Here is a 21,474-nt window from a genome sequence, read left to right on the forward strand (position 1 = left end):
AGCAGCCTGAGGAGAATCCGACATGAGCAGCAGCAACCCGTTCGAGAACCCCGAGGGTGTCTACTCGGTCCTGGTCAACGACGAGGGACAGCACAGCCTGTGGCCGGACTTCGCGGAGATCCCGGCGGGCTGGACGAGGACCCACGGCCCGACGACCCGCGAGTCGTGCCTGAGCCACATCGAGGACAACTGGACGGACCTCCGCCCGAAGAGCCTGACCCTCTGACGTTCCTCCTTCGACCGGACGGGCTCCCATGAGCCCGTCCGGCGATTGAGGACCTGGGTCGGGGCGGAGCCCCGGCGTGGGCGCTCCGCGCCGAGGCGTCACCGCAGGTGCTTGATGACCTCCGCGAACGCGGCCCGGTGCGGCTCCAGCACGCTGATGTAGCTGACGCCGTACTCCTCGTGATACCGCCGCAGCCGATCCGCGATCTCCCCCGGCGAACCGATCAGCACACCCGGCAGCTGGTTGAGCGAGGCGTCGTCCAGACCGCTGGCCTGCCGGATGATCGCGAGATCCAGCTGCTCGGCGCTCGCGCCGACCGCCGCGACGAACAGGTTCAGCTCGATCCGGTCGGCCCGCTCGCCCGCGGCCTCGCGCAGGACGCGGACGCGGCGCGCGAACGCTTCCTCGGGGGGTACGCCCTCCGTCACCCCGGCCATGATCGAGAAGCTGAAGATGTCGGCCTCCCGCGCGCCGAATCGCAGCATGCGCTCACCGGAGCCCGCCAGCATGATCGGCGGCACGGGCCGGTCCGCCTCCGCCGCCAGCAGCTCACGCGTGGCGGCCAGGGTGGCCTCCAGCCTCCCCAGGCGTTCCCCTCCGGTACCGAAGGGCAGGCCCACGGCCTCGAACTCGTTCGGCATGTATCCCGCGCCGAGCCCCAGCTCCAGGCGCCCGTCGGTGAGGCGCTGGGTGTCCGCGACGTCCCGCGCCAGGTAGGCGGGACTGGCGATGCCCGCGTTGAGCACGTACGTACCCAGGCGCATGGCTGTCACGTCGGCGGCCGCCACCAGAGCCGGGAACGGCGACTGCATGCCCAGATGATCAGGCATCTGGAGCACGTCGTACCCCAGGTCCTCCACCTCGCGCACACGGTCACGCCAGGCGGAGCGGGAACCGACGTTGATCAGACTCACGCCGAAACGGAACGGGTGGTTACTCATGGGCAGCCCTTCGTGCGGATCCAGCGGGTACGGGTACGGATGGAAAAGCCGTCTGAGTGGTGGATGCACTCATCGACCCGTATCTACCGGAATAACACACGAGGACCGCATGCGAGTGGTTCACCCCCCCCTCCGCCGGAGCGGAGCGGGGGGTGAACCAAGAGTGGGCTCAGCGCGCGCCAGGGCTCAGCGCGCGCCAGGGCGACGGCGCCGGAGGAACACCGCCGCCCCGCCCGCGAGGGCGAGGGCCGTGCCGGACCCGCCGGCGACGAGCAGGGCGGAGGACGAGGAGGGCGAGGAACCGGTCTCCGCGCGCTGGAGCTCGTAGCCGCTGGAGAAGCCCTTGGAGTCGTACTCCGAGCCGGGCTGCTTGTCGGCGTAGCGGGCCTTGACCAGGTTCTGGTAGTCGCGGAGCGACACCGACGCCTTGCCGCCCAGTCCTTCCCGGGCCTGGTCGTTGAGCGGCTCGACGGTGGTGAGCCTGAGCCGGTACCAGCCGCGGATCTGCGGCTCGGTGAAGGTCAGCGTGCCCACGCCGGCCCGGCCGGCGTATCCGGCGTCGGTGTTGCCGTCGCGCACGGCCGCCAGGTGCCAGCCGCCGCCCTGGGTGGGCGCGAGCAGGACGGTGGCGTCGCGGCCGTTGACGGTGGTGCTCAGCGAGGAGACCAGGCCGGTCAGGCTGATCGCCTCGGTGGCCAGCGGCTGGGCGGTTCCCGCCGCGAACCCGGGGGTGATCTCGTTCCGCGCGACCGGGTCCTTGATCGTGAAGGCCGGGAGGCCCTGGCAGGGCTCGGCCGTGTCGGGGATCGTCTGCACCCGGGTGCTCGCCTCGCCGGTGGGCACCGGGGTGCGCAGGAACCGGCAGACGGTGTTGAGGACGTCGGTGGACTTCACCGCGTCGAGGGCGGCCCGGTAGTCGGGGATGTCGGCCGGGAGCGGGTCCTTGGCCGGGGCCGCGTACGCCGGTCCGGCCATGGACAGCAGCGCGGACGCGCCGACCGCGAGGAGGACGGAGAGCCGGGAGGAGCGGGCGGCCCGCCCGCCGGACGTTCTGGTGCCGCTGGTGTCGCGCATGTCGCCTGCCTTAGCGGGAGATACCGATGCGGGAATGGGTCCACTTGGACGAGCTGTTGCTCACGTAGTCGCTGTACTTCCACCACGTGTACGTGGTGGTGTCCGGCCACGGGTCGGCCACCGCGATCGTCGTGTTCGACGTGTCGAAGCCGTAGATCACGTTCATGTGGCCGCCGCCGGCCGCCCACCCGATGCGGGCACCGATCGGCCGGGCCGCCTTGACGTCCGTGTGGACCTGGTCGAACGTGGCCGCGCTGTTCAGGCCCGTGCCGGTGCGGGTCATGCCGAGGCTGCTCCACCCCTTGGCCATGTCGTCGAGCGTGGCGGGCTGGTTGTTGCAGCCGTAGTAGGGCTTGGCCCGGTCGCAGAAGTCCGCCTGGGTGGAGCCGACGCCCTGGAACTTGGCGATGGTCAGCCCGGAGGCGACCCAGCACCACTGGTTCTTCTCCTGCTTCAGCATGGTGATGCTGTCCTGGCCCGCCTCCGCGTGGGCCGTGCCTCCCGCGGTGACGAGCGCTCCCAAGGCGGCCAGCGCGACGAGCGGCGCAGTGGTTCCGTACCTGAATCTGCTCATGTCCCTGCCTTCCCCTGATCCGTTCACACGCGATGAACGGGGTGATGTGGCAGGAATATGACACCGCATTATGTTTGCGGTATATAGGTGACTTGCGAGACATGAACCCTTACTGATTATTCGTCAGGCAATCATGCAAATGACCGCACCCCGGCCAGGACCCGCCTGGCCGGGGTGCGGTCACCGTGCAGGCCGCGCGCACGCGCGGCCGCGTCACGACGCGGGCTGCGCCACCACCGTCGCCGGGTCCCCGTCCACCGCCGCCGCCAGCTGCGGCGTCAGCCGGTCCAGTGCGTACGGCAGGCTCAGCACCGTCCCCATGGACAGCGCGTTCCCGTAGTCGCTCGTCTCCTTGATGAAGACCTCACGCCCCTGCTTCACCACCGGCAGATCCCCGTACGTCGGGTCCTTGTGCAGCTTCTCCGCGTCCTTGACCGGGTCGCCGACGAACCACACCGCCACCTTCTGGTTCAGCAGATCCGTCCGCTCCTTGCTGATGTTCGCGCCGAACTGGTCCCCGATCGCCTTGTCGAGCCCCGCCGGCAGCGTGAAGCCGTACGACGTCAGCAGCCGCGAGCGCGGGTCCTGGCTGCCGAAGACGAACATGCCCTCGTACGGAGTCGCCATCACGCCCGTCGCGCCGGTGAACGCCGGATTCGCCTCGCGCGCGGCGGCGAACTTCGCCTCCACCCCGGATACGAGCTTCTTCGCCTCCGCCTCCTTGCCGAGCGCCTTCCCTATCGTCTCGGTCTGGAGCTCCCACGGGATGCCGTAGTCGTTGTACTGCTTCGGCTGCGCCAGAACGGGCGCGAACTTCGAGAGCGTCTCGTACTGCTCCTTGGTGAGCCCCGAGTACAGCGCGATGATCAGATCGGGCTTCAGCGCCGCGATCCGCTCGGTCTGCGGCCCGGTGCCGGGGTCCTTGAGGAGCGTTGGTACGGCCCCGCCGTCCAGCTTCGCCGTCGCCCAGGGACCGAGCGCGCCCTTGTACGCGCCCAGCCACTCCGTCGTGCCGACGGGGACCTCGCCCAGTGCGAGCACGGCGTCCTGGTCGGTCAGGCCGACCGTGACGATCCGCTGCGGCTCGGACTTCACGACCGTACTGCCGAACTTGTGGGGGATCGTGACGGGGTACGCCCCGGGCGCCGCCGCGTCCTTGCCCCCGGCGGCCGAACCGGGCTCGGAGCCCGAGTCCGAGCCGCAGGCGGCGACGGTGGCGAAGAGCAGCAGGACGGAGGCGAACGCGGCGGCGAGCCGGTCGGCACGGAGGGTGCGGGCCAGTGTGCGGGCCATCAAAGGGGTCCTTCGTGATCGGTGGTGCTTCTCTGGTGGGTTGATGCGGGGGGTTGGGTGGTGCGTTCGGGAAGCCGGGGAGTACGGTCACGGCCCTCGCCGGTGAGCCCCGGTCACGGCCCCGCCGCCTCGCGGCTGTCCGACCACGCCTCCCACAGCGCGGCATAGCGCCCGCCCGCCGCGCGCAGCGTGTCGTGCGTCCCCGACTCGACGATCCGGCCGGCGTCCATCACGACCACCCGGTCCGCGGTCGCGGCCTGCGTCAGCCGGTGCGCCACGATCAGTGCGGTACGGCCGTCCACGGCGCGCGCGGCGGCCTTCTCCAGGGCGCGCGCCCCGGCACTGCCCGCCTCCGCCGTGGCCTCGTCGAGGACGGCGACCGGCGGGTCGGCCAGCACCAGCCGGGCGAGGGCGAGCTGTTGGGCCTGGGCGCTGGTGAGCCGGTGGCCCCCCTCGCCGACGACCGTGGTGAGTCCGTCCGGCAGCAGGTCGGCCCAGGTGAGCGCGTCCACCCGGTCCAGCGCTTCGCGCAGCTCCGCGTCCGTCGCGCCGGGGCGCGCCAGCCGCAGGTCGTCCGCGAGGGGCCCGGCGAAGACGTGCACCTCCTGGGTGATCAGCGCGACGGCCCGGCGGACGGCTTCGGGACCGAGCGCGTCCAGGTCCGCGCCGCCGATCAGCACCGTGCCCTCCTGCGGCCGGTGGATGCCCGCGACGATCTTGGCCAGGGTGGTCTTGCCCGCGCCGCTCGCCCCGACCAGCGCGACCCGCTCCCCGGGGGCCAGCGTGAGGTCCACCCCGTGCAGAACGGGATGGTTGGTGCGGTACGCGTGCGTGAGGCCGCGGACGGTGACGGACGCGTCCTTCGGTACGGCCGGCCGCTCCGGCTGTACGGGCGGTGCCAGATCGGCCACGCCGATCAGCCGGGCCAGCCCCGCCGTCGCCGACTGGGCGTCGTCGATCAGGATCAGCGCCGAGTTCACCGGGGTGAAGAGGCTGTGGAAGTAGAGCGCGGCCGCGGTCGCCGTACCGATGGACACGGCGTCGGCCCGTACCAGCAGGAAGCCGGCCACCAGCACGGCGGCCAGACCGGTGAACTCCGCCAGGTGCAGCCGGCTGTAGAAGCGCAGGATCAGCCGCACCCCGCGCATCGTCAGCTCGACCACCGACCACGACCGGGCGGTGACCTGTCCGGTGTGCTCCTTCTCCAGCCGGAAGGCGCGCACGGTCGGCCCGCCACCGATGGTGTCCAGCAACTGCTGCTGCTGGGCCCCGTGGGCGACGCGCTGCTCGGCGTAGAGCGGTGCCGCGTGGCGCAGGTACCAGCGTGCCGTGTGCGCCTGTACGGGAAAGGCGAGCAGCGCGGCCAGGAAGAACCGCCAGTCGAGCAGGGCCAGCGCACCGAGCGTGAGGACGATCGCGAGGACCGAACGGGCCAGCTCGGGCAGGGCGTTGCGCACCGCGTCGGCGATCAGCGACACGTCTCCGGTGACCCGCGCCGTGAGGTCGCCCGAGCCCGCGCCCTCCACCCGTTCCAGGGGCAGGTGCAGCGCGCGGTCCACGAACCGCTCGCGCAGCAGGGCCAGTACGGTTTCGCCGAGCCGGGAGACGAGGGAGAGCCCGAGCCCGGTCGCCGCGCCCTGGACGAGCGCGACCACGACGAGCAGGACCACCGGAGCGGTCAGCGCGCCGGCCGGCCGGCCCTCGGTGACCGTGTCGACGATGTGGCCGAGCGTCGGCTGGATCAGCAGCCCGACGGCGGTGGCGGCGACCATCGTGGCCAGTCCGGCGAGGGCCAACCCCCGGTGCGGGCGCACCAGTTCCCGTACCGCCGCGCGGGTGCGCCGGACGGACGCGGTGGGCAGCAGGGCCCGGCCGTCCGCCCCGGCGGACGGCGTCGTACCGGAATCGGCAGACGTGGTGGTGAGGTGGTCCGTCACGCGAAGACCGCCGTCCGGTAGGACTCGTGCCGCTGTACGAGGTCGGCGTGCGCGGCCGTGTCCGTCACGCGCCCCCGGTCCACCAGCACCACCCGGTCGGTGACGGCCAGCAGGGCGGGGCTCGCGGTGACCAGGATCGTCGTACGGCCGCGCCGGAACTCCCGTACCGCGCCTGCCACCCGGGCCTCCGTGACCGCGTCGACCGCCGTCGTCGGATCGTGCAGGACCAGCACCGGCGCCTCGGCGGCCAGCGCCCGGGCCAGGGCCACGCGCTGGCGCTGCCCGCCGGACAGGGAGCGTCCACGCTCGGTGACCGTCGTGTCCGCGCCGTACGGCAGCGTGCCGGCGACCTCGTCCGCGCCCGCCGCCGCCATCGCCCGCCGGAGATGGGCGGTGTCGGCGGGGTCGGGGGCGGCGGCCGACACGTTGCTCAGGACGGTCCCCTCGAACAGATCGGCGTCGTGGCCCGCGACCAGCACCACGTCCCGTACCAGCGCCGGATCGAGCGACGCGAGGGCCGTGCCGTCCAGCTCCACGGATCCCGCGTCCGGGTCGGCCACCCGTCCCAGGCAGTGCAGCAGCGCCAGGGCGTCGGCCGGATCCGTCGTGACCACCCCGAGCAACTCGCCCGGCGCGGCGTCCAGTTCGAGGCCGCGCAGCCCGCCGTACGACACCGCGCGCAGACGGACCTCTCCCCGTACGGGCCGGGTCGGCGCGCCCGGCCCCGGCACCACGGCCGGGGGAGCGGACAGCACCTCCGCGATCCGCGCGGCGGACGCCCGGCCCTGGGCCAGCTCCGCGTTCACCCAGCCGGCCACTTGCAGCGGCCCGAGCAGGAACAGCGCGAGACCCACCGCCGAGACCAGCCCGCCCAGGCTGATGTCCCCCTGGGCGGCCAGCCGGCCGCCGACCAGCGCGACCAGGGCGAGGAACACCCCGGTCAGGGCGAGCGTCATGCCGTTCTGCCACGCCTGGGCCCGGGTGGCCCGCAGCGTGGCGCCCAGCGAGGCGCGGCTCGTGGACCGGTAGCGGGCGAGCGCCGCGGACTCGGCGCCGATGCCCTTGAGCACCCGCAGCCCGGCCACCAGATCGGCGGCCACCCCCGAGGCGTGCGCGGCGCGCTCCTGCTCGGCCTCGCTGCGCCGCTCCAGCGGCTTGCTCAGCAGATGCCCCAGCCAGAGCAGCAGCGGGGTGCCCAGCAGGACGACCAGTCCGAGGGGGACGGAGATCCAGAGCAGCGCCACGGCGCTGACGGTGAGCGCGGCGAGCGCGGCGGCGGCCTCCATCACCGCGACGGTGACGGCGCCGACCCGCTTGGCGTCCTCCGTGGCGAGGTTCGTGAGCGCGCCGGGCAGCCGGCCGGCCTCCGCCCCGCCCCCCGGCTCCAGCACCCGCGCCACCACGGCGGTCCGCAGTTCGTGCGCGGCGACCACGGCCGCCCGCTCGGAGAGGCGGGCGCCGTGCCGGAAGCTGAACGAGAGCCCGACATAGACGACGGCCAGCACACCGATCCACAGACCCAGGGCCCCTCCGTCGTCCTCGGCGACGGCCCGGTCGATCACCACGCCGACCAGGACGGGGACGAGGGCCTCGCCGCCCTGGTGCCCGGCCGCGAGCAGCGAGGCGAGGAGCACATCGCGCCGCTGTCCGGTGACCACTCGCCTCAGGACGTCCCGTCCTGCTGGGACTTCAGCCCCCACCGCACTCCACCGCGCCCCTCCGGAATCCCTGCCCGCGCCCACGGACCGGGCACAAAACTTAGGTAAGGCTAGACTAACTTCCTTCCCGGGGACACCCCGGGGTGGGCCCCGGGAACATCGCCCGCGGTGAGCCTTTCCCGGCGCTTCGCGGAGTACTGTGAGAGGTATCGAGGACCTGTCGTCACCGGCCGTTCTGCCGGTGGCGTCCTCGACGAGGAACGACGTCGGAGGCACGGTCCTCCGGAAGGCGTGGTCGCTCATGATCGCGGCTGACACACCGGCTGTGCGGAAGCGCGGAGCGGCGCCCGGCGCCCGGGAGCCCCGCGCCAGGGAAACGGGTGGGGCGACGACGTATGTCCGTGGCAGATGACTCCGCGCAGAGCCCGGTCGGCGCGATCGGCCGGGTCACCGTTCCGATCCCCGCCGAGGGCCCGGGCGAAGTACTGGTCGCCGTACGGGGCGGATCCGAGGCCTACGCCGCTTGGTCGGACCGGCCGATCGGCAGGAACCTCCGCGTGATCGTCGTCGAGTCGATCTCGGCCCGCTCGGTGATCGTGGAGCCCTTTCCCTCCTGAGCCCCCTCTTCCTCCCGGGCCCCTTTTCCCCGTGATCCCTCATTCCTCCTGAGCAATCCCACACACGCACCACGCGGTACGACAGGAGTCCCACCATGCTGTTCTGGCATGTTCCCGCGCCCAACGAGGCGATGCTCATCTCCGGCTCCAAACGCCAGGCGCAGGACACGCAGTTCCGTATCGTCACCGGGCACGGCAGCTTCGTCATGCCCATCAAGCAGAAGGCCCGCATGCTGTCCCTCGCGTTGCGGGAGGCCGAGATAGTCGAGGACTGCGTCACGCAGCAGGGCATCCGGCTGAACGTGCGCGCGGTGACCGTCTTCAAGGTCGGCGACGACGCGGTGTCGATCGCCAACGCGGCCCGGCGTTTCCTCGCCGAGCAGGACCGGATGGAGGAGCTGGTCGGCCGGATCTTCGCCGGTCACCTCCGCTCCATCATCGGCGGACTGACCGTCGAACAGATCATCCGCGAGCGTGACCGGGTCGCCCAGGAGGTGAAGCAGGGCAGCCACAGCGAGATGGAGAAGCTCGGGATCGTGGTCGACGCCCTCCAGATCCAGGAGATCGAGGACGCCACCGGCTACATCCAGAACCTCGCCGCCCCGCACGCGGCGGCCGTCGCCAGCCAGGCCCGTATCGCCCAGGCGAAGTCCGACCAGGAAGCGGCCGAACGCGAGCAGCAGGCCGCCGCGTTGAAGGCCGAGTACGAACGGGACACCGCGATCAAGCGCGCGGGCTTCCTCGCCGAGACGGAGCAGGTCAACGCCCGCGCCGCGCAGGCGGGGCCGCTGGCCGAGGCCCGGGCCTCCCAGGAAGTCATCGAGGAGCAGACCTCGCTGGCGACGCGCCAGGCGCTCCTCGCCGCACAGCGCCTCGAGGCCGAGGTCAGGCGCCCGGCGGACGCCGAGGCCTACCGGCAGCGCACGCTGGCCGAAGCCTCCCGCGACCGGGCGAAGTTCGAGGCGGACGGTTCGGCGTACGCGGAACGTACGCTCGCGCAGGCCCAGGCCGACGCGAACAGCGCCCGCGCCGAGTCCCTCAAGAACGGCAACCAGGAACTCATCGCCGCCAACCGGACGGTGGAGAACCTTCCCGCCCTCGCCGACGCGGCCGCGCGGGGCATGGCGGGCGCCAACCTGACCGTCCTCAACGGCACCGACGGCCTCAACGAGATGGTGGCGGGCCTGGTGAGCCAGGGCCTGGCGATCCTGAACTCGCTCCAGCGCCCCGGCACGCAGGGCGCGACCGGCAACGGCGGCGCCCCGGCGTCCCCGAACCTGAACGGCAAGGCCCCGGCCCGCACCCCCGAGACCAAGTAGCACCGGTCCCGGTCACCGCCGGGGGCGTACACGACCAAGGCACCGCCGCGTGTGCGGCGGTGCCCTGGTCGTACGCGCACTTCCTCGCGGGCTTCAGGAGCGCGAGGCGGCCATCCCGATCGTGAGCAGGCCCAGTACCACCCACCCGAACCAGAGCCACCCGTTGCTGCCCAGCGCCGCCGTGTAGGCGGTCACCAGGACCAGCGCACCGACGGTGATGCCACCCATCGTTTTTGTGGAACCGGACATGAACGTCCTCCTCCCGGCCGGGGCCGTGAGGGCTATCGTCGCCCCCGACGGGTGGTTCGCGCTACTGCCCCCGGGTCTGGAGCGAGGCGAGATAGGCGTTGTACGCCACCAGCTCCTTGTCCCCGTCCCGGTCGGCGGCCCGGTCCGAGCGGGTCGCGACCCGCTGCTCCGAGCGGTACCACTGGAAGACCAGGGCCACCAGCACCAGCACGGACGGGATCTCGCTGAACGCCCAGGCGATACCGCCCGCCGCCGTCTGGTCGCTCAGGGCGTCGATCCCGAGCGAGGCCGGAGGCGTACGGTACGCGCCGATCATCGGCTCGCTCGCCATCATCAGCGCGATCCCGAAGAACGCGTGGAACGGCATCCCGGCGAACAGCTCCAGCATCCGCATCACATAGCCCGGCCGGTGCGGCCCCGGGTCGATGCCCATGATCGGCCAGAAGAAGACCAGGCCCACGGTGAGGAAGTGCACCATCATCGCGACGTGTCCGGTCTTCGACCCCATCAGGAAGTCGAAGAGCGGCGTGAAGTACAGCCCGTAGAGGCTCGCGATGAAGAGCGGGATGGTGAAGGCCGGATGTGTGATCACCCGTACGAACCCGCTGTGCAGGACCGCGAGCAGCAGCTCACGCGCGCCCTTGCGGCCCCGGCGGCGTGCCACCGGCAGCGCCCGCAGGGCCAGTGTCACCGGCGCGCCCAGCAGGATCAGGATGGGGGAGACCATGCTGATCACCATGTGCTGGACCATGTGGACGCTGAACATGACCATGCCGTAGTCGTTCAGCTTCGTGCACATCACCAGGGCCACGGTCAGCACGCCGAGCGTGAAGCCGACGGCGCGGCCCACCGGCCAGCCGTCGCCGCGCCGGCGCAGCCGCACCACACCCCAGCCGTACAGCACGAGCGCGAGCAGGCAGCCCGTCAGGAAGAAGTAGTCGGGGGAGTACTCCAGCGCCCGTCCCAGCGTGAACGGCGGCAGATCCATGGTCATGCCGTGCCCGCTGTGATCCATCCGTGCGCTCCCGAGTGACGAGTGGTGCCGCGGCGATTCGTGCCGGTTGTCCGCACCAGACTAGAACCGCCCCCGGCCGCGGCCGCGACCGGGGGCGGTGTCCGCCGTACAGCGGCTCAGAGCACGCACTCCGCCTCGGCGTACCGCTCGGCGGGCACCGTCTTGAGCGTCGCCGTGGCCTCGGACAGCGGCACCATCACGATGTCCGTGCCGCGCAGCGCGGTCAGCATGCCGAACTCGCCCCGGTGGGTCGCCTCGACCGCGTGCCAGCCGAACCGGGTCGCGAGGACCCTGTCGTACGCGGTCGGCGTGCCGCCGCGCTGGACGTGGCCCAGTATCACCGGACGGGCCTCCTTGCCGAGCCGCTGCTCCAGCTCCACGGAGAGCTGCCCGGCCACCCCGGCGAAGCGCTCGTGCCCGTAGACGTCCGTGCCGCCCTCGTCGAACTTCATCGAGCCCTCGCGCGGCTTGGCGCCCTCGGCGACCACCACGATCGCGAACCGCTTGCCCGCCGAGAACCGCTTGCCGACCAGCGCCGCCAGCTCACCGATGTCGAAGGGGCGCTCGGGGACGACGATGGCGTGGGCCCCGGCGGCCATGCCGGAGTGCAGCGCGATCCAGCCGGTGTGGCGGCCCATGACCTCGACGATCAGGACCCGCTGGTGGGACTCGGCGGTGGTCTTGAGCCGGTCGAGCGCGTCGGTGGCGACCCCCACGGCCGTGTCGAAGCCGAACGTCACGTCGGTCGAGGGGATGTCGTTGTCGATGGTCTTCGGCACCCCGACGATCGGTAGCCCGGCCTCGGACAGCAGATGGGCCGCCTTGAGCGTGCCCTCGCCGCCGATCGGGATGATCGCGTCCAGGCCGAGGTCCGCGACATGGCCCCTGGCCCGCTCCACCCCGTCGCGCAGGTGCGCCGGCTGGACCCGCGAGGAGCCGAGGATCGTCCCGCCCCGGGCCAGGATCCCGGCCACCGCGTCCAGGTCGAGCTTGCGGTAGTCGCACTCCAGGAGACCCCGCCAGCCGTCGTGGAAGCCGATCACCTCGTCGCCGTGGTCGACGACGGCGCGGTGTACGACGGACCGGATGACGGCGTTGAGGCCGGGGCAGTCCCCGCCTGAGGTGAGCACACCAATTCGCATGGCCCGGAATACCTTTGCAACGTGGGCTGGAGGCCGCACCACTCTGTCCGGCCTGATCTCGGCCAGCCTACCGGCGGGGAGTGTCAGGACCGAACCTGCCGTCCGACTGCTGGACAGCCGCCCGGCGCCGCGCGACGCACCCACCAGGGGTACGCACGGGCCGCCGGGCGGGCCGTGAGCAAGGCCTCAGGCGGGCTGGACCGCCGCGGAGATGCGCTCGGCGCGCAGCGCGTCGTACCAGCGGTCGTCCGTCGGCGGCAGCGCGTTGACGTCCAGCGCCAGCTTCAGCAGCAGGTCCGCGATGTGCGGGTTGCGTGCCATGACCGGGCCGTGCATGTACGTACCGAAGACGGTGTCGTTGTACGCGCCCTCCGTACCGTCCCCCGTGCCGTTGCCCTTGCCCAGCCTGACCTGCGCGAACGGGCGGGCCGTCGGGCCGAGGTGGGTGACGCCCTGGTGGTTCTCGAAGCCCGTCAGCTGCGGCAGGCCGAGCCGCGGGTCGATGTCGCCGAGGACGTCACCGACACACCGCTCGCCCTCGCCGCGGGTGGAGACCACGTCGAGCAGCCCGAGGCCGGCCTCGCGCTCGCCCAGGTCGTTGATGAACTCGTGGCCGAGGATCTGGTAGCCGGCGCAGACCGAGAAGACGATCGCGCCGTTGGACACGGCACGGCTGAGCCCGCCGTCCCGGCGCAGCCGCTCGGCGGCCAGCCGCTGCGGCCGGTCCTCACCGCCGCCGATCAGATAGATGTCGCCGGAGGTCGGGATCGGCTGGTCACTGCGGACGTCCACGCGCGTGACACCCAGGCGGCGCTGTCTGGCACGGCGCTCCACGACCAGCGCGTTGCCCTGGTCGCCGTACGTGCTCAGCAGGTCTGGATAGATCCACACCAGCCGCAGGCTGCTCTCGCTCATGTTCGCTCGCCTTTCCGAAGCTCTCTGGGTCCGGGGGTCCATCGGTCAGTTACCGACCCTTCGGCGCAGGTCCTGGAACGCGGTGTAGTTGGCGATCGCCTCGATACGGCCCGGGGGCGCCTGCTGGACGGCCTCGTCCAGCGTCTCGCACACCCGGAAGTCGAGATTGGCCACTTCGAGACGGACGGCCAGGTCGAGCTTGCGGTCCCCGAGGACGAAGATCGGATGCCCGGCGAGCCGGGTGTAGTCCACGTCCCACAGCCAGGAGGTGTCGGTGCCGTCGGCGCCCCGCGCGTTGACGGCCAGCACGACGGGCGTCGGCGGCGGGTCGATCAGGGAGAACGTCTCCAGCCAGCCCGCCGGGTTCTTCGCCAGCAGCAGCCGGATGTCGCGGTTCTGGAAGGACACCACGTCGTACCGTCCCGCGACGGCCTGGACCTGGTACATCCGCTCCAGCGCCACCTGCGGGGGGACCCCGAAGGTCGCCACGACGGCGGCGGAGGTGGCCGCGTTCGACTTGTTCGCGCGGCCCGGCAGCTGGAGGTGGATCGGCCACGCCGACCCGTGCGGGTCCAGGACGTGGTCGCCGTGCAGCGCCCAGCTCGGCGACGGCCTGCGGAAACCGCACTCGCCGCAGAACCAGTCGTCCCCGGGGCGCTGCATCACACCACCGCAGGACGGGCACGACCAGGCGTCGTCCTTCCACTCCTGGCCCGCCGCCACCCACACCACGTTCGGCGAGGAGGAGGCGGCCCAGACGATCAGCGGGTCGTCCGCGTTGGCGATGACGACGGCCTTCGTGCCGGCCAGCCCCTCCCGCCACTTCTCGGCGAGCATCCGGGTCTCGGCGGCGCGGTCGAGCTGGTCGCGCGAGAGGTTCAGCAGCGCGATCGCCTTCGGTGTGGTGTCCCGCGCCACACCCGCGAGGTACTTCTCGTCCACCTCGATCACGCCGTACTTCGCGTCGGAACCGCCCGCCAGGGCGGAGGTGATCCCCGCCGGCATGTTGGCGCCGAGCGCGTTCGACACGACGGGTCCCGCGGCGCCCAGCGCCTCCGCGATCAGCCGTGTGGTGGTGGTCTTGCCGTTCGTCGCCGACACGAGGATGACGTCCAGGTGCTGCGCCAGCCGTCCCAGCAGATCGGGGTCGAGCTTCAGCGCCACCTTCCCGCCGATCACCGATCCGCTGCCGCGGCCAGCCGCGCGCGACACCGCCGCCGCGGCCTTGCCCGCCGTCACGGCCAACTTGGCCCGCGGCGACAGCGGCTCCGTGTTGCCTGCCATCGTCCTTGATCCTCCTTGCGTCGGTCCGTGGGTCAGCCTATCGAGATCCGGCCAGGGCCCCGAACCGCGGCACCGGGCAGAAGGCGGGGGTCACGCTGGACCGTACCCTGAGCGTCATGCGAAACCGTCCGATCCCCGGCAGTTCCGGGCGAGTACGAGCCATGAGATTGCTGGGCGATCCGGTGCTGCACGCCCCCTGCGACCCCGTCACCGACTTCGGTCCCGCGCTCGCGGAGCTGGTCGAGGACCTTTTCGCGACGATGTACGAGGCCCGGGGTGTCGGCCTGGCGGCCAGTCAGATCGGGGTGGCCCAGCGGGTGTTCGTGTACGACTGCCCGGACGACGAGGACGTCCGTCACCTCGGACACCTGGTCAATCCCCGGCTGGCGGAGGCGGACGGCATTGTCCTCCGCGGGCCCGAGGGCTGTCTCTCGCTGCCCGGCGTGGAGGCCGGAACCGAGCGGTACGACCGGGCCGTCGTGGAGGGGTTCACCCTGGACGGCGAGCCGGTACGGGTCGAGGGCACCGGCTTCTTCGCCCGCTGCCTCCAGCACGAGTGCGACCACCTGGAGGGGACGGTGTACACCGACCGGCTCACGGGGTGGCGCAGGTCCCGGGCGCTGCGGGCGGGGCGCCGGGTGCCGGGAGTCCGTACGGTCTGAGGTCCGGTACGCGGGACCCGTACGGCACCGGCCCGTACCGCCCTCGTCCTCGTCGGGGGCACGTCAGAACGCCGGTCCGCCCGTGCGGTCGCCCGCGACCGCCAGCCGGCCCCACAGCAGGTCCGCCAGGCTGTGGACCAACTGCTCGCGCGGGCACGGCCGTTCGCCGAGCCACCAGTCGCCCGCGCCGTGCATCATGCCGACGATGCCGTGGCCCCAGACCCGCGCCAGCTGCTCGCTGCCGGGACCGAGGTCGACGCGCTCCTCGATGACCTTGGCCAATTCCTCACCCAGGCGCCGCAGCAGCGGGACCGAGTGCCGGCCCACGTCGAAGCCCTGCTCGGACGGCTGGCTGTCCTCGGCCGGGTGCATCAGGAAGCGGTAGACCTGCGGCCTCGCCTCGATCGCCGCGAGGTACGTGTCGAGCGTCGCCTCCACCCGCTGGCGGCGCTCGGCGGGCGCGTCGAGCGCGGCCCGCAGGGCGTCCAGCAGCGCGTCCGTGTGGCGTTTGGCCAGGGCCCGGTACAGCCCGCCCTTGTCACCGAAGTGCCGGTACAGGATCGGCTTGGTGATGCCCGCCTCGGCGGCGATGGCGTTCATGGAGGCCTGGGGGCCGTCCCGGAGCACCACCCGGTCCGCGGCTTCCAGCAGTTGCCGCCGGCGTTGCCGCGCCGATCGCTGCTGCTCGGCCTGCTGTGTGGTCTCCATCGTGTCTCTCCCCGCCCTGCGCTGTATCCGTGACGCCCGGGCAACGTAACACCCCGCCCCCCGGCAATGCCGCCCGCTCCTTGGCCGGTTGACATCGGCTACTTGCGGGTAACAGACTGCGGTTACCGCCAGTAACGAACCCAGGCGACACAGTACCGGAGGGGCACGATGGCCGCGTTCACGCTCGAACTCGACGACGACCAGAAGCAGGTCCGCGACTGGCTCCACGGCTTCGCCGCGGACGTCATCCGCCCGGCCGCCGCCGAGTGGGACGAGCGTGAGGAGACGCCCTGGCCGATCATCCAGGAAGCCGCCAAGATCGGAATTTATTCCCTCGACTTCTACGCCCAGCAGTACTTCGACCCCACGGGCCTCGGGATCCCCCTCACGATGGAGGAGCTGTTCTGGGGCGACGCGGGCATCGCCCTGTCCATCGTCGGTACGGGCCTGGCGGCCGTCGGAGTCCTCGCCAACGGCACGGACGAGCAGATCGGCACGTGGGTGCCGCAGATGTACGGCGACGCCGACGACGTGAAACTGGCTGCCTTCTGCTCCTCGGAACCCGACGCCGGCTCCGACGTGGCCGCCATGCGGACCCGCGCCGTCTACGACGAGGCCAAGGACGAATGGGTCCTCGACGGCACCAAGACCTGGGCGACCAACGGGGGCATCGCCCACGTGCACGTCGTGGTCGCCGTCGTGGACCCGGCCCTCGGCACCCGGGGCCACGCCTCCTTCGTCGTACCGCCCGGGACCCCGGGACTCTCCCAGGGCCAGAAGTTCAGGAAACACGGCATCCGCGCCTCCCACACCGCCGAGGTGGTCCTGGAGAACGTGAGGATCCCCGGCCACTGCCTCCTCGGGGGCAAGGAGAAGCTGGACGAGCGGCTGGCCCGGGCCCGCGAGCGCGCGGCGGCGCCCGGCGGCGAGCGGGTGCGGAACGCGGCCATGGCCACGTTCGAGGCGTCCCGCCCGGCGGTCGGCGCGATGGCCGTCGGCACCGCCAGGGCCGCGTACGAGGTCGCGCTCGACTACGCCAGGACCCGCACCCAGTTCGGCCGGCCGATCATCGACAACCAGGGCATCGCCTTCCAGCTCGCCGACATGCGCACCCGCGTCGACGCCGCGCGCCTGCTGGTGTGGCGGGCGTCCTGGATGGCGGCGGCGGGGCGGCCCTTCGAGGCGGCCGAGGGCTCGATGTCGAAGCTGTACGCCAGTGAGACCGCCAAGGAGGTCACGGCGCAGGCCGTCCAGATACTCGGCGGCAACGGCTACACGCGGGAGTACCCGGTGGAGCGCATGCACCGCGACAGCGCGATCTACACGATCTTCGAGGGGACCAGCGAGATCCAGCGCCTGGTCATCGCCCGCGCGCTGTCGGGCATGCCGATCCGGTAGCGGGATCCCGGGGCGTACGAGTGCCCCCGCCGGAATCGCCCGGCGGGGGCAGCCGTAGCCGTACGACGGTCGGCGGTCAGGCGGCCAGCTGTGCCTCGACGGCTGCGACCAACTCGGGGGCGCCGGGCTCCGTGGTGGGCCGGAAGCGGGCCACGACCTCGCCCTTCGGGGAGAGCAGGAACTTCTCGAAGTTCCAGCTCACGTCGCCCGCGCCGCCCTCGGCGTCGGCCGTCTTCGTCAGCTCCGCGTACAGGGGGTGACGATCGTCACCGTTCACGTCGGTCTTCTCCAGCAGCGGGAAGGTGACCCCGTACGTCGCCGAGCAGAACGTCTGGATGTCCTCGGCGCTGCCCGGCTCCTGGCCGGCGAACTGGTTGCAGGGCACCCCGAGCACGGTGAACCCCCGGTCGCCGTACTCCTTCTGGAGCCGCTCCAGGCCGGTGTACTGCGGGGTGAGGCCGCACTTGGACGCCACGTTCACCACCAGGACGGCCTTGCCCTCGTACGCCGCGAGCGAGGTCGGCTCACCGGCGAGGGTGCGCAGCGGAATGTCGTACAGAGTCATCCTGGGTCTCCTTGGTGCAGGCGGTGGTCCGCTCCCATTGTGGACCCGCCGGAGAGGCGGCGATCAGGGGGCCGGGCGGTCGCGGACCGGGCCGGCCGTACCGGCGCGGCGGCCGGGGTGGTAGAGGTGGGGCATGCCCGATTCCCCGCAGCCGGAGCTGTTCCCGCCGGACCGAACCGCGGCCGGTCCGCCCCTGCCGGGTGCCGTGCCGGACGCCGGGCCCGACGCAGGGCCGGAGCCCGCCCGCCGCCTGGTCCGCTGCCGCATGTGCGGGCGCCCGCTGAGGGGTACGGCGTCCCGGCGCAGCGGTCTGGGGCCGGACTGCGACGCCAAGCTGCACCCGCCCGCGCGGGACATCAGGACCCGGCGGCGCGAGGCCGACCAGGACCCGATCCCCGGCTTCTGACCCCGCGCCGTGACTCATCCCGCCGCGGCGTGGCGCCGGAAGAGACCTTCCTGCACCACCGACACCAGGAGCGTGCCCGCCCGGTCGTAGATCCGGCCGCGCGCCAGGCCCCGGCCGCCCGTCGCGATCGGCGACTCCTGGTCGTACAGGAACCACTCGTCGGCGCGGAACGGGTGGTGAAACCACATGGCGTGATCCAGGCTCGCCATGTCGAACCCGCGCGGGCCCCACAGGGGCTCGACCGGGATGCGTACGGCGTCGAGCAAGGTCATGTCACTCGCGTACGTCAGCGCGCAGGTGTGCACCAGCGGGTCGTCGCCCAGCGGCCCCACCGCGCGCATCCACACCGCGCTGCGCGGATCCGCGTCCTTGATCTCCTCCCGCGTCCAGCGCAGCCGGTCCACGTACCGGATGTCGAACGGCTGGCGCCTGGCCATCCGCTCCAGCGACTGCGGCAGCGCGCCCAGATGCTCCCGTACCTCCTCCGCGACCGTCGGCAGCGACTCGGGGTCGGGGAAGTCCAGGCGCGGCGGCAGCTGGTGCTCGATCCCGCCCTCCTCGGGGCGGTGGAAGGAAGCCGTCAGATTGAAGATCGTCCGGCCCTCCTGCACGGCCGTCACCCGGCGGGTGGTGAACGACCGGCCGTCCCTGACCCGTTCCACCTGGTAGACGATCGGCACGCCGGGCCGGCCGGGGCGCAGGAAGTACGCGTGCAGCGAGTGGACCGGCCGGTCGCCGTCGGTGGTACGGCCGGCCGCGACCAGCGCCTGGCCCGCGACCTGGCCGCCGAAGACCCGTTGCAGGGACTCCTCGGGACTGCGGCCGCGGAAGATGTCGACCTCGATCCGCTCCAGGTCGAGGAGGTCGACAAGCCGCTCGGCGGGGTTGGTCATGGTGTGCTCCTTCTGCCTTGTTCCCGGCCCGGTCTCAGCGCACCGCGGAGAGCTGGCCCACCGACGTGACGCGCAGGACCGCCCGGCCCTCCTCGTCGGAGGCCGCGAGATCCACCTCCGCGCCGATGCCCCAGTCATGATCCCCGTTCGGGTCGGCGAACGTCTGCCTGACCCGCCACAGGCCGTGCTCGGCGTCCTCCTCGATGGCCAGCAGCTTGGGCCCGCGAGCGTCGGGGCCCGTACCCAGGTCCTCGTACTCCTCCCAGTACGCGTCCATCGCCTCGCCCCACCGGTCCGCGTCCCAGCCCGACTCGCCGTCCAGCTCGCCCAGGTCGTTGACGCGGTCCAGCGCGGCCAGCTCCACCCGGCGGAACATCGCGTTGCGCACCAGGACCCGGAAGGCCCGCGCGTTGGCCGTGACCGGCCGTACCTGGTCCGCCTTCTCCTGCGCCTGCTCGGCCGTCTCCACCTCGGGGTTGGCCAGCTGCTCCCACTCGTCCAGCAGACTGGAGTCCACCTGACGGACCATCTCACCGAGCCAGGCCGTCAGATCCTCCAGGTCCTCCGACTTGAGATCGTCCGGAATGGTGTGTTCCAGCGCCTTGTACGCGCCCGCGAGATAGCGCAGGACGATACCCTCGGTCCGCGCCAGCTCGTAGTGGGACGTGAACTCCGTGAAGGACAGCGCCCGTTCGTACATGTCCCGGATCACGGACTTGGGCGAGACGGGGTGGTCGCCGACCCACGGGTGGCTGGTGCGGTACACGTTGTACGCGTGGACGAGCAGCTCCTCCAGCGGCTTCGGGTACGTGATCTCCTGGAGCCGCTCCATCCGCTCCTCGTACTCGATCCCGTCGGCCTTCATCGCGCCGACCGCCTCGCCGCGCGCCTTGTTCTGCTGGGCCGCCAGGATCTGCCGCGGATCGTCCAGCGTGGACTCGACCACCGACACCATGTCCAGGGCGTACGACGGCGATTCGGGGTCCAGCAGCTCGAACGAGGCCAGCGCGAAGGTGGACAGCGGCTGGTTGAGCGCGAAGTCCTGCTGGAGATCGACGGTGAGGCGGACGATCCGGCCCTCCGCGTCCGGGGTCTCCAGGCGCTCCACCACCCCGCCGTCCAGCAGCGAGCGGTAGATGGCGAGGGCCCGGCGGATGTGGCGGAGCTGCTGCCTGCGCGGCTCGTGGTTGTCCTCCAGCAGGTGGCGCATCGCCTCGAAGGCGTTGCCCGGCCGGGCGATGACCGACAGCAGCATGGTGTGCGTGACCCGGAAACGCGAGGTCAGCGGCTCGGGATCGGAGCCGATCAGCTTGTCGAAGGTGGTTTCCGACCAGGCGACGAAGCCTTCGGGCGCCTTCTTCCTGACCACCTTGCGGCGCTTCTTCGGGTCGTCGCCGGCCTTGGCGAGCGCCTTCTCGTTCTCCACGACGTGCTCGGGCGCCTGCGCGACGACCAGTCCGGCCGTGTCGAAGCCGGCCCGGCCCGCCCGCCCGGCGATCTGATGGAACTCCCGGGCGCGCAACGTCCGTACCCGCGTGCCGTCGTACTTGGTCAGGGCGGTGAACAACACCGTGCGGATGGGCACGTTGACGCCCACGCCGAGCGTGTCCGTACCGCAGATGACCTTCAACAGCCCGGCCTGGGCCAGCTTTTCGACCAACCGCCGGTACTTGGGCAGCATGCCCGCGTGGTGCACGCCGATCCCGTGCCGTACGTACCGCGAGAGGTTCTGGCCGAACTTGGTGGTGAAGCGGAAACTGCCGATCAGGTCGGCGATCCTGTCCTTCTCCTCGCGGCTGCACATGTTGATGCTCATCAGCGACTGCGCCCGCTCGACGGCGGCGGCCTGCGTGAAGTGCACGATGTAGACCGGCGCCTGTTTGGTCTCCAGCAGCTCCGTCAGGGTCTCGGTGATGGGCGTGAGCTTGTACTCGTAGTACAGCGGCACCGGCCGGGTCGCCGAGCGGACGACCGTCGTCGGCCGGCCCGTACGGCGAGTCAGGTCCTCCTCGAACCGCGACATGTCACCGAGCGTCGCGGACATCAGGATGAACTGTGCCTGCGGCAGCTCCAGGATCGGGATCTGCCAGGCCCAGCCGCGGTCCGGCTCCGCGTAGAAGTGGAACTCGTCCATCACGACCTGGCCGACGTCCGCCTGCCTGCCGTCCCGCAGCGCGATGGAGGCGAGCACCTCCGCCGTGCAGCAGATGACCGGGGCGTCGGCGTTGACCGACGCGTCGCCGGTCAGCATCCCGACGTTCTCGGTGCCGAAGAGCTTGCACAGGTCGAAGAACTTCTCCGAGACCAGCGCCTTGATCGGCGCGGTGTAGAACGTGACCTTGTCCTGCGCCAGCGCGGCGAAGTGCGCACCCGCCGCGATCAGGCTCTTCCCGGAGCCCGTGGGGGTGGAGACGATCACATTGGCCCCCGACACCACCTCGATCAGCGCCTCTTCCTGAGCCGGGTAGAGCGTGATGCCCTCGCCCTCGGCCCAGGTGGTGAAGGCCTCGAAAAGGGCGTCGGGGTCGGCGGTCGGCGGCAGCTGATCAGTGAGGGTCACCACCCCATCTTGCCTGCCTCACGCCCTACGGCGGGAAC

21 protein-coding genes are annotated in these 21,474 nt (G+C 71.8%); 6 read left to right on the plus strand and 15 right to left on the minus strand.

What is annotated here, in order from left to right; all coding sequences use genetic code 11:
* Positions 1-22: 22 nt before the first annotated feature.
* Positions 23-226 (plus strand): MbtH family protein, encoded by a 204-nt coding sequence (locus tag ACIODU_RS14665; protein WP_401767575.1) that lies wholly within the window; start codon positions 23-25, stop codon positions 224-226.
* A gap of 98 nt (positions 227-324) precedes the next feature.
* Here ACIODU_RS14665 and ACIODU_RS14670 read toward each other — a convergent pair whose 3' ends face one another.
* From ACIODU_RS14670 to ACIODU_RS14695, 6 genes are all read right to left on the minus strand, one after another.
* On the minus strand, positions 325-1,167 hold the full coding sequence (locus ACIODU_RS14670) for a TIGR03621 family F420-dependent LLM class oxidoreductase (RefSeq protein ID WP_401767577.1): 843 nt from the start codon (positions 1,165-1,167) through the stop codon (positions 325-327).
* A 186-nt stretch (positions 1,168-1,353) separates the two neighbouring features.
* Complete coding sequence (locus ACIODU_RS14675) at positions 1,354-2,241, minus strand: hypothetical protein (RefSeq protein ID WP_401767579.1); 888 nt, start codon at positions 2,239-2,241, stop codon at positions 1,354-1,356.
* Positions 2,242-2,251: 10 nt separating this feature from the next.
* On the minus strand, positions 2,252-2,815 hold the full coding sequence (locus tag ACIODU_RS14680; protein WP_401767581.1) for a papain-like cysteine protease family protein: 564 nt from the start codon (positions 2,813-2,815) through the stop codon (positions 2,252-2,254).
* A gap of 213 nt (positions 2,816-3,028) precedes the next feature.
* Positions 3,029-4,096 carry an iron-siderophore ABC transporter substrate-binding protein gene (locus ACIODU_RS14685; RefSeq protein WP_401767875.1) on the minus strand — a complete coding sequence of 356 codons (1,068 nt, stop codon included), beginning with the start codon at positions 4,094-4,096 and terminating at the stop codon, positions 3,029-3,031.
* Positions 4,097-4,221: 125 nt separating this feature from the next.
* A complete protein-coding gene (locus ACIODU_RS14690; protein ID WP_401767877.1) occupies positions 4,222-5,973 on the minus strand; it encodes an ABC transporter ATP-binding protein in 1,752 nt (583 codons plus the stop codon).
* A gap of 68 nt (positions 5,974-6,041) precedes the next feature.
* Complete coding sequence (locus ACIODU_RS14695; RefSeq protein WP_401767583.1) at positions 6,042-7,745, minus strand: ABC transporter ATP-binding protein; 1,704 nt, start codon at positions 7,743-7,745, stop codon at positions 6,042-6,044.
* Positions 7,746-8,098: 353 nt separating this feature from the next.
* Here ACIODU_RS14695 and ACIODU_RS14700 point away from each other — a divergent pair, with 353 nt between their 5' ends.
* Both ACIODU_RS14700 and ACIODU_RS14705 read left to right on the plus strand, forming a co-directional pair.
* Positions 8,099-8,320, plus strand: coding sequence for a hypothetical protein (locus tag ACIODU_RS14700; protein ID WP_202532365.1), 222 nt, complete (start codon positions 8,099-8,101; stop codon positions 8,318-8,320).
* Positions 8,321-8,415: 95 nt separating this feature from the next.
* Positions 8,416-9,639, plus strand: coding sequence for an SPFH domain-containing protein (locus ACIODU_RS14705; protein ID WP_401767586.1), 1,224 nt, complete (start codon positions 8,416-8,418; stop codon positions 9,637-9,639).
* Positions 9,640-9,732: 93 nt separating this feature from the next.
* Here ACIODU_RS14705 and ACIODU_RS14710 read toward each other — a convergent pair whose 3' ends face one another.
* The 5 genes from ACIODU_RS14710 to ACIODU_RS14730 all read right to left on the minus strand — a co-directional run bounded on the left by ACIODU_RS14710 (position 9,733) and on the right by ACIODU_RS14730 (position 14,244).
* A complete protein-coding gene (locus ACIODU_RS14710) occupies positions 9,733-9,888 on the minus strand; it encodes a hypothetical protein (RefSeq protein ID WP_202532366.1) in 156 nt (51 codons plus the stop codon).
* A 61-nt stretch (positions 9,889-9,949) separates the two neighbouring features.
* Entirely contained in the window at positions 9,950-10,903 is a 954-nt protein-coding gene (locus tag ACIODU_RS14715) for a cytochrome c oxidase assembly protein (RefSeq protein ID WP_401767588.1), read from the minus strand.
* A 116-nt stretch (positions 10,904-11,019) separates the two neighbouring features.
* Positions 11,020-12,045, minus strand: coding sequence for a 6-phosphofructokinase (locus ACIODU_RS14720; protein ID WP_356430849.1), 1,026 nt, complete (start codon positions 12,043-12,045; stop codon positions 11,020-11,022).
* 186 nt (positions 12,046-12,231) lie between these two features.
* Positions 12,232-12,960, minus strand: a complete 729-nt coding sequence (locus ACIODU_RS14725) for a type 1 glutamine amidotransferase (RefSeq protein WP_161307469.1) — start codon at positions 12,958-12,960, stop codon at positions 12,232-12,234.
* 45 nt (positions 12,961-13,005) lie between these two features.
* On the minus strand, positions 13,006-14,244 hold the full coding sequence (locus tag ACIODU_RS14730; protein ID WP_356430851.1) for a MurT ligase domain-containing protein: 1,239 nt from the start codon (positions 14,242-14,244) through the stop codon (positions 13,006-13,008).
* 116 nt (positions 14,245-14,360) lie between these two features.
* Between ACIODU_RS14730 and def the strand changes: the two genes are divergently transcribed.
* On the plus strand, positions 14,361-14,906 hold the full coding sequence (gene def, locus ACIODU_RS14735) for a peptide deformylase (protein ID WP_401767591.1): 546 nt from the start codon (positions 14,361-14,363) through the stop codon (positions 14,904-14,906).
* A 63-nt stretch (positions 14,907-14,969) separates the two neighbouring features.
* Here the strand turns inward: def and ACIODU_RS14740 are convergent, their stop codons facing one another.
* Positions 14,970-15,614 (minus strand): TetR family transcriptional regulator, encoded by a 645-nt coding sequence (locus ACIODU_RS14740; protein WP_161307472.1) that lies wholly within the window; start codon positions 15,612-15,614, stop codon positions 14,970-14,972.
* A 168-nt stretch (positions 15,615-15,782) separates the two neighbouring features.
* Here ACIODU_RS14740 and ACIODU_RS14745 point away from each other — a divergent pair, with 168 nt between their 5' ends.
* Positions 15,783-17,012 (plus strand): acyl-CoA dehydrogenase family protein, encoded by a 1,230-nt coding sequence (locus tag ACIODU_RS14745; RefSeq protein ID WP_356430855.1) that lies wholly within the window; start codon positions 15,783-15,785, stop codon positions 17,010-17,012.
* 76 nt (positions 17,013-17,088) lie between these two features.
* Here ACIODU_RS14745 and ACIODU_RS14750 read toward each other — a convergent pair whose 3' ends face one another.
* Positions 17,089-17,577, minus strand: a complete 489-nt coding sequence (locus ACIODU_RS14750) for a glutathione peroxidase (RefSeq protein WP_401767594.1) — start codon at positions 17,575-17,577, stop codon at positions 17,089-17,091.
* 133 nt (positions 17,578-17,710) lie between these two features.
* Between ACIODU_RS14750 and ACIODU_RS14755 the strand changes: the two genes are divergently transcribed.
* The gene (locus ACIODU_RS14755) at positions 17,711-17,983 is read left to right on the plus strand and encodes a DUF6011 domain-containing protein (RefSeq protein WP_401767596.1); all 273 of its coding nucleotides are present in this window, start codon (positions 17,711-17,713) and stop codon (positions 17,981-17,983) included.
* Positions 17,984-17,997: 14 nt separating this feature from the next.
* On the opposite strand, the gene ACIODU_RS14760 is transcribed toward ACIODU_RS14755, so the two are convergent.
* Together ACIODU_RS14760 and ACIODU_RS14765 are read right to left on the minus strand one after the other, a co-directional pair.
* On the minus strand, positions 17,998-18,876 hold the full coding sequence (locus ACIODU_RS14760) for an acyl-CoA thioesterase (protein ID WP_401767598.1): 879 nt from the start codon (positions 18,874-18,876) through the stop codon (positions 17,998-18,000).
* Positions 18,877-18,910: 34 nt separating this feature from the next.
* Entirely contained in the window at positions 18,911-21,436 is a 2,526-nt protein-coding gene (locus ACIODU_RS14765; RefSeq protein ID WP_401767600.1) for a DEAD/DEAH box helicase, read from the minus strand.
* Positions 21,437-21,474 lie beyond the last annotated feature (38 nt).

Source organism: Streptomyces sp. NPDC088261, assembly GCF_044740805.1.
Taxonomy (GTDB): Bacteria; Actinomycetota; Actinomycetes; order Streptomycetales; family Streptomycetaceae; genus Streptomyces.

Bases quoted from the DNA above. Each gene is read 5' to 3' on its own strand.
- ACIODU_RS14665 (WP_401767575.1), top strand. From the start codon at position 23: ATGAGCAGCAGCAACCCGTTCGAGAACCCCGAGGGTGTCTACTCGGTC.
- ACIODU_RS14670 (WP_401767577.1), bottom strand. From the start codon at position 1,167: ATGAGTAACCACCCGTTCCGTTTCGGCGTGAGTCTGATCAACGTCGGT.
- ACIODU_RS14675 (WP_401767579.1), bottom strand. From the start codon at position 2,241: ATGCGCGACACCAGCGGCACCAGAACGTCCGGCGGGCGGGCCGCCCGC.
- ACIODU_RS14680 (WP_401767581.1), bottom strand. From the start codon at position 2,815: ATGAGCAGATTCAGGTACGGAACCACTGCGCCGCTCGTCGCGCTGGCC.
- ACIODU_RS14700 (WP_202532365.1), top strand. From the start codon at position 8,099: ATGTCCGTGGCAGATGACTCCGCGCAGAGCCCGGTCGGCGCGATCGGC.
- ACIODU_RS14705 (WP_401767586.1), top strand. From the start codon at position 8,416: ATGCTGTTCTGGCATGTTCCCGCGCCCAACGAGGCGATGCTCATCTCC.
- ACIODU_RS14710 (WP_202532366.1), bottom strand. From the start codon at position 9,888: ATGTCCGGTTCCACAAAAACGATGGGTGGCATCACCGTCGGTGCGCTG.
- ACIODU_RS14715 (WP_401767588.1), bottom strand. From the start codon at position 10,903: ATGGATCACAGCGGGCACGGCATGACCATGGATCTGCCGCCGTTCACG.
- ACIODU_RS14720 (WP_356430849.1), bottom strand. From the start codon at position 12,045: ATGCGAATTGGTGTGCTCACCTCAGGCGGGGACTGCCCCGGCCTCAAC.
- ACIODU_RS14725 (WP_161307469.1), bottom strand. From the start codon at position 12,960: ATGAGCGAGAGCAGCCTGCGGCTGGTGTGGATCTATCCAGACCTGCTG.
- ACIODU_RS14730 (WP_356430851.1), bottom strand. From the start codon at position 14,244: ATGGCAGGCAACACGGAGCCGCTGTCGCCGCGGGCCAAGTTGGCCGTG.
- def (WP_401767591.1), top strand. From the start codon at position 14,361: ATGCGAAACCGTCCGATCCCCGGCAGTTCCGGGCGAGTACGAGCCATG.
- ACIODU_RS14740 (WP_161307472.1), bottom strand. From the start codon at position 15,614: ATGGAGACCACACAGCAGGCCGAGCAGCAGCGATCGGCGCGGCAACGC.
- ACIODU_RS14745 (WP_356430855.1), top strand. From the start codon at position 15,783: ATGGCCGCGTTCACGCTCGAACTCGACGACGACCAGAAGCAGGTCCGC.
- ACIODU_RS14750 (WP_401767594.1), bottom strand. From the start codon at position 17,577: ATGACTCTGTACGACATTCCGCTGCGCACCCTCGCCGGTGAGCCGACC.
- ACIODU_RS14755 (WP_401767596.1), top strand. From the start codon at position 17,711: ATGCCCGATTCCCCGCAGCCGGAGCTGTTCCCGCCGGACCGAACCGCG.
- ACIODU_RS14760 (WP_401767598.1), bottom strand. From the start codon at position 18,876: ATGACCAACCCCGCCGAGCGGCTTGTCGACCTCCTCGACCTGGAGCGG.